This window comes from Mesorhizobium sp. M0437, from assembly GCF_040321335.1.
GTDB lineage: Bacteria > Pseudomonadota > Alphaproteobacteria > Rhizobiales > Rhizobiaceae > Mesorhizobium.
The window spans coordinates 1-11,272 of sequence record NZ_JAMYRK010000107.1; the positions used below are offsets into that span (position 1 = coordinate 1).

Below are 11,272 nucleotides of genomic sequence, written 5' to 3' on the forward strand. Positions count from 1 at the left end.
AACCTCCCGGCGCAAAGCGCGCCAAACTGTTCGCGATGTCCTCGCACACCTGTTCGCGATGTCTCCGGTCCAAACACCCCCTTGAGGGGGAGATGCCAAGTTTTGGCAAAGAGGGCAGGGCAGAGGAGGGTGTTCATGCACAAACTTGAGCGCCTTTTGCGCCCGCGGACAATCGCGGTCTTCGGTGGCGCGCAGGCTGCCGCCGTCGTCGCGCAATCGATCAAGATGGGCTTTGCCGGCGAGATCTGGCCGGTGCATCCGAGCAAGGCCGAGGTCGCCGGCCGCAAGGCCTATCGCTCGGTGGCCGAATTGCCCGGTGCGCCGGATGCCGCTTTCGTCGGCGTCAACCGGCACTTGACCATCGAAGTGGTCAAGGCACTGGCCGAGCGCGGCGCCGGCGGTGCGGTCTGCTTCGCCGCCGGCTTCCTCGAAACCGAGGCCTATGACGAGGACGGCGAGCGGCTGCAGGCCGAGCTGGTCGCGGCGGCGGGCCAAATGCCAATCATCGGGCCGAACTGCTACGGGCTCATCAACTATGCCGACGGCGCGCTTTTGTGGCCCGACCAGCATGGCGGCATCAGGCTGCCAGAAGGCGGTCGCGGCGTTGCCATCATCACCCAGTCGTCGAACATCGCCATCAATATGACGATGCAGAAGCGCGGCCTGCCGATCGCCTTTCTGATGACCGCCGGCAACCAGGCGCAGACCGGGCTTTCCGAAATGGCGCTCGGCCTGATCGAGGACGACCGTGTCACCGCGCTCGGCTTGCATATCGAGGCTTTCGATTCGGTAGCCGGCTTCGAAAGGCTGGCGGCACGGGCGCGCGAGCTGAAAAAGCCTGTCATCGCCATGAAGGTCGGCCGCTCCGAGCAGGCGCGGCAGGCGACCGTTTCCCATACCGCGTCGCTGGCCGGCTCGGACGCAGCGTCCGGCGCCTTCCTGAAGCGGCTCGGCATCGCCCGCATCGATTCGATCCCGGCCTTCATCGAGGCGCTCAAGCTGCTGCACGTCACCGGCCCCCTGCCCGGCTACCGGCTGTCGTCGATGAGCTGTTCGGGCGGCGAGGCGTCGGTGATGGCCGACAGCGCCGAAGGCCGCTGGGTGACGTTTCCGCCACTCACCCCCGAGCACCGCGCGCATGTCAAATCGACGCTCGGGCCGCTGGTCGCGGTGGCCAACCCGCTCGACTACCACACCTTCATCTGGAACAACGAGCCGGCGATGACCGCCACCTTCACCGCGATGGTGTCGGGCGGCTTCGACCTCAACATGCTGGTGCTCGATTTCCCGCGCCCCGACCGCTGCTCGGACACCGACTGGTGGGCGACGCTGCGCGCCTTCGAAGTGGCGCTGAAGACCAACAGCGCGCAAGGCGCGATCGTCTCCTCGCTGCCGGAGAACCTGCCCGAGGAATACACTGCCGGCCTGATGGCGCGGGGCATGGTGCCGCTGTTCGGCATCTCCGAAGCCATGGACGCCGCCCAGGCGGCGGCCTTCATCGGCTGGGCCTGGCGCGAGCCGCAGGCGCAGCCGATCGACACTTCGGCGGCCGGCGCGCCGGGCGGCGACCATGGCACGCCGGACGAGGCCGAGGCGAAGGCGCGGCTCATCGAGGCCGGGCTCCCCGTGCCGAAGGGCGAGCGCGCCGGCAACGCGGTCGAAGCTGTCATCTCCTCGATGGCGCTCGGCTTCCCGGTGGCGCTGAAGGCCCTTGGTGTCATCCACAAGTCCGAGCTCGACGCGGTCCGGCTCAATTTGAGGGATGCCGAATCCGTCAGCACCGCCGCCCACGATCTCGGCCCGCTCGGCACGGGCCTTTATGTCGAGCGCATGGTGCGCGACGGCGTCGCCGAGCTGCTCGTCGGCTTCACCCGCGACCCGATGTTCGGCGCCGTGATGACGCTCGGCACCGGCGGCGTGCTGGTCGAGCTGTTGCGCGACAGCGTCACGCTGATGCTGCCGGCGACCCGCGACGATATCGAGGCCGCTTTGCGCGGGCTGAAACTGTTCCCGCTGCTCGACGGCTATCGCGGTCGGCCGAAGGCCGATGTCGCAGCGGCAATCGATGCGATATCGGGCATTGCCGCTTTCGTGCAGCAAAACGCCGGCGAGATCGAGGAACTCGACATCAATCCGCTGATCGTCTGCACCGAAGGCAAGGGCGCCTGGATCGCCGATGCGCTGCTGGTGCTTGGAGAGAACAAAAATGTCTGACGTCATCACCACCCGCCGCGAGGGCACTATCCTCGAAGTCACGCTCGACCGGCCCAAGGCCAATGCCATCGACCTGAAGACGTCGCGGCTGATGGGCGAGACTTTCAAGGCGTTTCGCGACGATCCCGACTTGCGCGTCGCCATCGTCAAGACCGCCGGTGACAAGTTTTTCTGCGCCGGCTGGGACCTGAAGGCCGCGGCCGGCGGCGACGCCGTCGACGGCGACTACGGCGTCGGCGGCTTCGGCGGGCTGCAGGAACTGCGCGACCTCAACAAGCCGGTGATCGCCTGCGTCAACGGCATGGCGGTCGGCGGCGGCTTCGAACTGGCGCTATCCTGCGACCTCATCTATGCGTCGGACCACTCCTCCTTCGCGCTGCCCGAAATCCGTGCCGGCACGCTGGCCGATGCGGCGACGATCAAGCTGCCGAAGCGTATCCCCTACCATGTCGCCATGGACCTTCTGCTCACCGGCCGCTGGATGGATGTCGCCGAGGCGCATCGATGGGGCCTGGTCAACGAGGTGCTGCCCAAGGAAAGACTGGAGGACCGCGTCTGGGAGATCGCGCGGCTGCTCGCCAGCGGCCCGCCGCTGGTCTTCGCCGCGATCAAGGAGACGGCCCGGGTCGCAGAATCGCTGACGTTCCAGGACGCGATGAACCGGGTGACGCGCCGGCAACTGTCGACGGTTGACGCACTCTACGGCTCGGAGGACAATCTCGAGGGCTTTCGCGCCTTTGCCGAGAAGCGCGATCCGGTGTGGAAGGGGAAATGAAGGTATTGCCGAAATGACGGCACTCCGTCACGCCCCCCTCTGGCCTGCCGGCCATCTCCCCCTCAAGGGGGGAGATCGGATGTCGCTTCGGTTTTCGCCAATCTCCAACGTTGCAAGATGGGCTGCAAGGCCGAAGCTGCCAATCTCCCCACTTGAGGGGGAGATGGCCGGCAGGCCAGAGGGGGGTGCTCAGGCGCTGTCGTCAGAACACTTTCAGCGCCCATGACCGACTACAAAACCCTCATCGACGCCGAGACCTGGGCCTTCATCGAGCGGACCAATTCTTATTATCCGCCCGATACGATCGACTACACCGTCGCCGAGCAGCGCCAGATCTATAACCGGATGTGCCGCGAGTTCTTTGCCGGCTATCCCCAAGGCGTCACGGCGGAAACCACCGCCATTGCCACACCCTGGCACATTCCGATCCGCATCTACCGCGCCCCGGCGCCGGAAGCTTCGGCAATGGTGCTTTATTTCCATGGCGGCGGTTTTATCCTCGGCGGGCTCGACAGCCATGACGACCTCTGCGCCGAGCTTTGCAGCCGCACCGGCTACGAAGTGGTTTCGGTCGACTACCGGCTGGCACCTGAACACCTTCATCCGGCCGCCTTCGACGATGCCATCAGCACCTTCGAATGGGCGGCGGCGACTTACGAGCGTCCTGTCCTGCTCTGCGGCGACAGTGCCGGCGGCAATCTCGCCGCCGCCGTCAGTCATGCGACGCGCGGCCATGCGCGCAAGCCGATCGGCCAGATCCTGGTCTATCCCGGCCTTGGCGGCGACAGCTCCGCCGGTTCCTACGTCACCCACGCGGAAGCGCCGATGCTTACCGCGCGCGACCTCGTTTTCTACAGGGACATCAGGACCGGTGGCGAGGATCGCACCGGCGATCTCACTCTGTGGCCGCTCGCCGACGCCGAGTTCGCCAATCTTCCGCCCACCGTCGTGATCACCGCTGAATGCGACCCGCTGTCGTCGGACGGCGAAGCCTATCGCGACCGCATCGTTGCCGCGGGCGGGCGCGCCTGGTGGCTCGAGGAGCCGGGGCTGGTGCATGGCTATTTGCGCGCCAGGCACACGGCCGGCCGCGCCCGCTCGAGCTTTACCCGGATTGTCGATGCGGTAGCGGTTTTGGGAAGGGGCGAGTGGATCTGGTGAGGGATGTCTTCCCGACCAGAACGGGCCTTTGTCGGCCGGTACAGCTCTATTTGCGGCGGCGTCGCCGGCCGGAAACCTGCTTTCAGCCAAGGTCCTAAATGAAAGCCGCTCATCAGCAGGTACATCGGGACCATGCCGCCCAGCGGTGACGCCTCTTGCCCGGTCGAGCACATCATGTCCGGCGCGCCGCCGAGAAGCGTCAGCAGCGCCATGGCTGCGAAGGTCGGCGCGGCCGCAAAGGACAGCCAATCGGCTGCACTATGGCCGGCCGGGCTCGCATCGCCGGTGGATCCGCCTGCATGAATCTCGCTCATGTCCGTAGTCCCACATAGCGAGCGGGATGCGGTCGAACCGTGCATCCCGCTCCTCCAATTGTCCTGGCCGCATTTGCGCGACGCCAAAGACGTTCTATTCGGTGCGGTTCCGGAACGCGGCCTCTCCGGCGTCCGACACCTCGACCCACTTTTTGTCGGGAACGGCTTCGGCGCCGTAATTGTCGTGCCAGTTCCACCACTTGTACGTCGGCGTCTGCGGATAGCCCTCGGGCGAATCCTCCCAAACCTCCTGGCGGCCGAGCGGCGACAGGTCGAGATAGCTCCATACGGTCCCCATCGCCTCGTCGCCGCGGTTGTTGATGAAGTAGGTACGGAACACGCGATCACCGTCGCGGATGAACACGTTGTGGCCGTGCCATTCGTCAACGCCGAAATCGGCATCGAAGCTGTCGGTGATGGTGTACCAGGGCATCTTCCAGTCCATCCGCGCCTTCAGCCGCGCAATGTCGGCCTGCGGTGCGCGCGAGGCGTAGGCAAGCGTGGTGTCGCGGGCGTTCAGATGGGCAAGATTGCCGACCTGGTCCGCCCCCAGCGAACAGCCGCGGCAAGCGTGGTCGGGCCAGCCGAATACGCCGGGCTCGAAGAAGGCGCGGTAGACGATCAGCTGACGGCGGCCCTCGAACAGGTCGAGCAGGCTCACCTTTCCATCAGGCCCTTCGAACGTATAGGTCTTCTCCACCGCCATCCACGGCATCCGCCGGCGCTCGGCGGCCAGTGCGTCGCGAGCCCGGGTCACGGTCTTCTCTTTCACGAGCAGTTGCTGGCGCGCGGCCTCCCACGCGTCAGACGAAACGACCGGTGGTGTCTTCATCGCGAGCCGCTTCGTCTGCTCGCCTGTGCCATTCTGATGTGCCGTCATTGTGCATCTCCTTGCTGGTTTGTCGCCGCAGGCGCGACGTGTTGGGTCGTCAGATAGGATAGGGGCGATAGCGGGTTGGCGAGAGTGACAAGTGTGACGCGATTCCGACGGGTCCGCTGATCACGGCCAATTTCGCCGCCCGCGACGCCCCTGCGCTCATTCGTGCCCGGACTGCTGAATGGGCCGAGCGCCGGCCAGATAGCGGTCATTGTCAAACGGCTCGGCCTGGTTGCTATCCGGACTCCACAGCTGCCGGTGGGTTCGTGTGAGATCGCCGAGGTAGACATGCAGCGCACCCGATCGCGCACCGCCCGTATTCGCAACCGCATGAACGGTATTTGACGCCATGTGCACCACGGCAGGCGCTGCGATGTCCTGCCTTTCGGGAACATCGAGTTCGCTGCCGGCAACGGGATAGATGAAGTTCGTCTCGCTGCCCTTGTAGATGCCGATCAAGGCATCCATCAGGTGGTTGTGAGGCGGGTACTGCAGGCCGGGCGACAGAGTGATGTGATAGATCGTCAGGTTCGGACTCGCATGCAGAAGCACCTCGTCGTCGTCTTCTTCGTGAGCGAGTGTTCCCGATGCGTGAAAGCGGTTGGTGTAGTCGCCCAGGACCGTCCTTACCGCTTCGAGGGGATCTGGCCCCTTCGCGGCATTGACGATATCATCAGCAACAGCGTAGAGGGGCGAGTTGGCGGCTAAAGGCATATCAGTTATCCTCCCTGAGATGCTCAGATTATCAATTTGAGATGATCACGCTAGCGAATGCTGAGGCCAGCGTCAATCGGACAGCCAGACGGACAAAATATGAAAACGACGAAGTTGACCGCCGAACCGGCAAGACCGGCTACGGTCGAGGCGACAGCACTGTCAGCCGCCGACGTCCTTCGCAGGGAACAGGCATATGAGCAGCTGAGGAACGACATCATCGCCTGCGTGCTGCGCCCCGGCGAGGCGCTGACGGAGAAACAGATCGGTGATCGATACCAGATCAAAAAGGCGACCATCCGCGCGGCGCTGGCCCGACTGATGCAGGAAGGACTGGTCAGGAGCGAGCCGCGCCGCGGCTACGTCGTTGCTACGCTCAGCCTGCGGGATGTCAACGAGATCTTCGATGTCCGCAGCTTGATCGAGCCGGAAGTGTTCAGGGTGGCGGCATCGAACATGACTGAGCGCGGGCTCGAGGATGTCAGGCTGGCAGCGCAAAAAGTGCTGAAGCCGGAGACGCTACGCAGCCACGTCGCCTTCCTTGCGGCCGACCGTGCGTTTCGTCTGGCCCTTGCGGAGCTCTCGGGAAATTTACGACTGGCGCATCTGCTGGACCAGATACTCGACCAGTCGGCGCGGGTTCTCCACCTCGGCTTCAAGTCCCGCGACTTCACCCAGTTGATCATCGCCCAGCAAAAGGAGCTGGTCCTTGCCTGTGAGGCAGGCGAGATTTCCGCCATCGTCAAACTTGCCCGTTCGCAGTGCCTGTCTCTCAAGAAGCAGGTGCTCGAGGCTTTGCTTGCCGGTTCCAAGCTTCAAGACGTCAATTTGCAGCCCTTCACCTAGAGCCGGTTCCGGTTCTCCTGGAACCGGTAACCCGCTCTAACTATCTGTTTTGCCGCATTTATGCGGACGCCAAATGATTCCATTCGGCTGCAAAATGCTCTAAGGGAAGTTGGCCATTCGGTGCGACCCGCCACCTTGGCGCAACGGCCGCCGGCGGGCCTTGTTTCACCCCACCGCGTGTGCCGCCGCCCGTCCGGCACTGCGGCCGGAAAAGATGCAGCCGCCGAGAAACGTGCCTTCGAGCGCTGCATAGCCGTGCATGCCGCCGCCGCCGAAACCGGCGGCCTCGCCCGCCGCGTACAGCCCCTCGACTGGTTGGCCGCCGGCGCCCAGCACGCGGCTGTCGAGGTCAGTCTCCAGCCCACCGAGCGTCTTGCGGGTCAGGATGCTGAGCCTGACGGCAATCAGCGGGCCATTGGCGGGATCGAGCAGCTTGTGCGGTCTTGCGGTGCGGATCAGCCGGTCGCCGAGATAGGCTCGCGCGCCGCGCAACGCAGTAATCTGCATGTCCTTGGAGAACGGATTGTCGAGCTGCCGGTCGCGGGCGCGGATTTCGCGCTCAACCTGCGCCAGTTCGAGCAGCGGCTCGCAGCCGGCCACTGCGTTCATGCGGGCGACCAGCGCCGGCAAATCAGGCTCGACGATGAAATCCTCGCCCTTCTCCATGAACGCCTTGACCGGCGCGGGCACGCCGCTGGTGGCGCGGCCGAGCACCTGGCGCCAGCTCTTCCCCGTCAGATCGGGGTTCTGCTCGGAGCCCGACAGCGCGAACTCCTTCTGGATGATCTTTTTGGTCAGGATGAACCAGGAATGATCGAAGCCGGTGCTCATGATGTGGCTGAGCGTGGCCAACGTGTCGAAGCCGGGATAGAGCGGGACCGGCAGGCGCTTGCCGCGCGCATCGAGCCACAGCGATGACGGGCCGGGCAGGATGCGGATCGCATGATCGGTCCAGATCGGTGCCCAGTTCCTGACGCCCTCGACATAGTGCCACATGCGGTCGCGGTTGATCAGCCGGCCGCCGGCGGCTTCGGCGATCGCCAGCATGCGGCCGTCGACATGATCGGGAACGCCAGTGATCATGCGTTTCGGCGGCGCGCCCATCCGCTTCGGCCAATTCTCCCGGACCAGCCGGTGATTGGCGCCGATGCCGCCGGAGGCGACGATGACGGCCTGCGCCTTCAGCTCGAAATCACCGGTGATCTCGCGCGAGCTCTTGCGGCCGCGCTCGGCATCGCTCGCCGCCAATAGGTCGCCGCGCACGCCGTCGACGACGCCGCCCGTCCGCGTCAATTCGTTTACACGGTGACGGAATTTGAAGCGGATCAGCCCGCGTTTCTCGGCCTCGCGCACGCGCTGCACGAACGGTTCGAGCACGCCAGGGCCGGTGCCCCAGGTGATGTGGAAGCGCGGCACCGAATTGCCGTGGCCGACGGCATTGCCGCCGCCGCGCTCGGCCCAGCCGACCACCGGAAAGAATTTCAGGCCGCGCTGCATGAGCCAGGAGCGCTTCTCGCCGGCGGCGAAGCCGAGATAGGCCTCGGCCCAGCGGCGCGGCCAGAGATCTTCCGTGCGGTCGAAGGCTGCGGTGCCCAGCCAATCCTCGAGCGCCAGCTCATACGAATCGCGGATGCGCATGCGCCGCTGTTCGGGCGAATCGACAAGGAAGATGCCGCTGAGCGACCAGAATGCCTGGCCGCCAAGCGACTGTTCCGGCTCCTGCTCGACGATGATGGTCTTCTTGCCGGCCGCAGTCAGTTCGGCCGCCGCGACAAGGCCGGCAAGGCCGGCGCCGACAATGATCACATCCGCATCGTCGGACATCTATTTGGCCATGATCTTGTACAAAAACCGGTCCCGTTGTGGGATCACGGCCGGCCTAGACTGTTTCCCAGCCTTCCTTTTCGCCGGCGCGGAAGATGGCATCGATGACCTTCTGGTTGAGCACCGATTCTTCCAGGGTGAAGACGCGGTCCTTGCCGCCCTGCGCAGCCCGCGCGAAGGCCTCGACTTCCAGCCGGTATTGCTGCGTGCCGGGAAAGCGGAACACCTGCGCCTCGCTGTGGTTCTGGTTGTGCAGCTCGACGCGGTGATGGTCGTAGAGCCCGGCGTTGAACGGTGAGGACACCTCGATGAAGCCCTTCTCGCCGTGGAAGATCATCACCTGGCGTGCCGCCATCTGCGTCGACAGGTAAAACGACAGCTCGAAGTCGCCGAAATCGGCGCGGATCGAGGAATAGATGTCGGTGCCGAACGTCTTGTCGCGCTCGATCGTCGCCTGGACGCGCAGCGGCTCCTTGCCGGTCGAAAAGCGTGTCGACACTGTCGGGTAGACACCGATGTCGGGCAGCGCGCCGCCGCCGAGATCGAGCTTGTTGCGCATGTTGTTGGGGTCGACATTGTAATAGGAGAACGCGCCCTGGACATGGCGCAGCCGGCCGATGGCGCCGTTGGCGATCAGCTCGCGCACCTTGATCCATTGCGGATGGTAGACGACCATGAAGGCTTCGCACACCAGCACCTTCCTGGCATCGCGCAGCTTGATCAGCGGCGGAATGTCCCTGGCATCGAGCGCCAGCGGTTTTTCGACCAGAACATGCTTGCCGGCCTCGATCGCCTTGGCCGTCCATTCGACATGCTGCGAGGTCGGCAGCGGAATGTAGACGCCGTCGATGTCGCTGGAGGCGAGCAGCTCCTCATAGGAGCCGAACGCGTGGCGCGCACCGAAGCGTTCGCCCAGCGCCCGCGCTTTCGACAGATCGCGGCTGGCAATCGCGGACAGCACGCCGTTCTCCGCCTCGACGATTGCCGGCAAAAGCTGCTCGCGGCCGATCTTGGCCGTCGACAAAACACCCCATCGGAACATCAGATTTCTCCTCTCGATTGCAGGCCTGGAGGTTTGCCCTAATTCAGGAGAAAAGCCAATGCGGGAGCATGGCGGCGAACACGGCGATCATCTGCGGCTTGTCCGGATGCCGGCGCTGCCCCCTGCGGAACCTGCAAAGGCTATCCCCTTCTACCCATCAGCGTCATGTCGAAATCGACGACGTTGGAATAAATCGGCGTGCCGACATCCATGCCGTAGCGCGACCGCAGCACCTTGCCGGTGACGTGGAATTTTATCGTGCCCGCCCTGAGCCCGCCGAGCTCGGCCGTGAATTTTTCCTGAAAGGTCTTGCCGCGCGCCGTCAGCCGGCCGGTGACAAGGGCCGACGTGTCGCCGGTGCGTTTGACGCTGGTCGAACGGAACTGGATCTCCGGATTGTTGGCCGCGTCGAAAACAGCGTCCGAGCGGAGAAAGGCATCGATGCGGCTTTGGCCGGTACCGACGCTTTCGGGAAAGATGGTGAAATTGACCCGGGACCGGCCGACATCGCTGTTGTCGATGAGGATACTGCCCTTGAAGCGGGAGAAGGCACCGTCGAGCCCGCCGCCGCCGAGCTTGGCGATGGAGAAATGGATGCTGGAACTCCCCGGGCTGATCGTGTAGCGGCCGGCCGCCTCGCCAAGGGCAACGGCGGCGAAAACAGGCATGGCAAAACAAGCGGCAGCTGCCGCAAATCCGAAGATGCGCGCGTACATGGAAATGGTCCTCTTGGCAGGCAACGCTTTCTTGCGTCCTCGCCCCATCAACGAATGAGCCGTCCGCTCTATTCCCTGTCGTGATGTGACGAAGCCGTGATCATGCGCGTCAGCACGGTATCCCTCAGCCAGAAATGATGGCGCAGCGCTGCGGCGAGATGCAAAGCGACAAGTCCGATGCCGGCATAGGCGAGATACCAGTGCGTCGCTGCCCAGAAGCTTTCTGCCGTGTCCGATTCACCGAGCGGCAGATTGGGCATGACGAACAGATTGAACGGCACGCTCGGGATCTCCAGCACCGAGACCGAGACCAGCGCCCAGCCGGACAGCGGCAGAGCGAGCTGAAACGCATAAAGCGCGAGATGGACCAGCGGCGCCATCCGGCGCTCGAAAGGGCCGACCGAGCGCGGCAGCGGCGGGGCCGGTCTGCCCAGGCGCCAGGCGATGCGCAGGATGACCAGTCCAAGCAGCAGGAAGCCGAAGGATTTATGCAGCTGGATCAGCTCGAAGGCGGTGCGCTGGCTGGACAGCCGCACCATGACGAAGCCGAGCACGAACTGGCCAATAAAGAGCGCCGCGATCAGCCAGTGAAGGATGATCGCCGTCCAGCCGTAGCCGGCCGTCTGGTTTTTGGGCAGTGCTGACATGGTCGGTGAACGAATGCCAGGTCGACTTTCTTCCACCTCTCCCTTGTGGAGGGCTTTGCATGAAGGGTGTGCTTAACCTGATTGGCCTACTGGGCGTCTTTTGAAGGCGTCTAAGGCCTCGCCCTGTCGCCCTGGCGCGGCA

10 protein-coding genes and 1 pseudogene are annotated in these 11,272 nt (G+C 64.5%); 4 read left to right on the forward strand and 7 right to left on the reverse strand.

All coding sequences use genetic code 11. The features are described 5' to 3' along the window. Positions 1-135: 135 nt before the first annotated feature. The 3 genes from NKI72_RS32580 to NKI72_RS32590 all read left to right on the forward strand — a co-directional run bounded on the left by NKI72_RS32580 (position 136) and on the right by NKI72_RS32590 (position 4,150). Positions 136-2,214 (forward strand): acetate--CoA ligase family protein, encoded by a 2,079-nt coding sequence (locus NKI72_RS32580; protein WP_352851971.1) that lies wholly within the window; start codon positions 136-138, stop codon positions 2,212-2,214. After that, on the forward strand, positions 2,207-2,989 hold the full coding sequence (locus NKI72_RS32585) for a carnitinyl-CoA dehydratase (protein WP_352472543.1): 783 nt from the start codon (positions 2,207-2,209) through the stop codon (positions 2,987-2,989). The genes NKI72_RS32580 and NKI72_RS32585 overlap by 8 nt, the downstream gene beginning before the upstream one ends. A gap of 222 nt (positions 2,990-3,211) precedes the next feature. Beyond that, positions 3,212-4,150, forward strand: a complete 939-nt coding sequence (locus tag NKI72_RS32590; RefSeq protein WP_352851973.1) for an alpha/beta hydrolase — start codon at positions 3,212-3,214, stop codon at positions 4,148-4,150. Positions 4,151-4,230: 80 nt separating this feature from the next. On the opposite strand, the pseudogene NKI72_RS32595 reads toward NKI72_RS32590, so the two are convergent. The 3 genes and pseudogenes from NKI72_RS32595 to NKI72_RS32605 form a co-directional block, all read right to left on the reverse strand. Further along, positions 4,231-4,464 (reverse strand): annotated as a pseudogene (locus NKI72_RS32595) (hypothetical protein); the annotation flags it as partial. Positions 4,465-4,558: 94 nt separating this feature from the next. Then, on the reverse strand, positions 4,559-5,344 hold the full coding sequence (locus tag NKI72_RS32600; RefSeq protein WP_352832538.1) for a DUF899 domain-containing protein: 786 nt from the start codon (positions 5,342-5,344) through the stop codon (positions 4,559-4,561). A 156-nt stretch (positions 5,345-5,500) separates the two neighbouring features. After that, on the reverse strand, positions 5,501-6,055 hold the full coding sequence (locus NKI72_RS32605; protein WP_352540005.1) for an autotransporter: 555 nt from the start codon (positions 6,053-6,055) through the stop codon (positions 5,501-5,503). 99 nt (positions 6,056-6,154) lie between these two features. Here NKI72_RS32605 and NKI72_RS32610 point away from each other — a divergent pair, with 99 nt between their 5' ends. Further along, a complete protein-coding gene (locus NKI72_RS32610; RefSeq protein ID WP_352540004.1) occupies positions 6,155-6,901 on the forward strand; it encodes a GntR family transcriptional regulator in 747 nt (248 codons plus the stop codon). Positions 6,902-7,066: 165 nt separating this feature from the next. Here the strand turns inward: NKI72_RS32610 and NKI72_RS32615 are convergent, their stop codons facing one another. From NKI72_RS32615 to NKI72_RS32630, 4 genes are all read right to left on the reverse strand, one after another. Next, on the reverse strand, positions 7,067-8,725 hold the full coding sequence (locus NKI72_RS32615) for an FAD-binding dehydrogenase (RefSeq protein WP_352851974.1): 1,659 nt from the start codon (positions 8,723-8,725) through the stop codon (positions 7,067-7,069). Positions 8,726-8,780: 55 nt separating this feature from the next. Continuing rightward, positions 8,781-9,767 (reverse strand): Gfo/Idh/MocA family protein, encoded by a 987-nt coding sequence (locus NKI72_RS32620; RefSeq protein ID WP_352832545.1) that lies wholly within the window; start codon positions 9,765-9,767, stop codon positions 8,781-8,783. Positions 9,768-9,907: 140 nt separating this feature from the next. After that, positions 9,908-10,483 carry a YceI family protein gene (locus NKI72_RS32625; RefSeq protein WP_352851977.1) on the reverse strand — a complete coding sequence of 192 codons (576 nt, stop codon included), beginning with the start codon at positions 10,481-10,483 and terminating at the stop codon, positions 9,908-9,910. Between the two features lie 68 nt (positions 10,484-10,551). Next, the gene (locus tag NKI72_RS32630; RefSeq protein ID WP_352472552.1) at positions 10,552-11,130 is read right to left on the reverse strand and encodes a cytochrome b; all 579 of its coding nucleotides are present in this window, start codon (positions 11,128-11,130) and stop codon (positions 10,552-10,554) included. Positions 11,131-11,272: the final 142 nt, after the last annotated feature.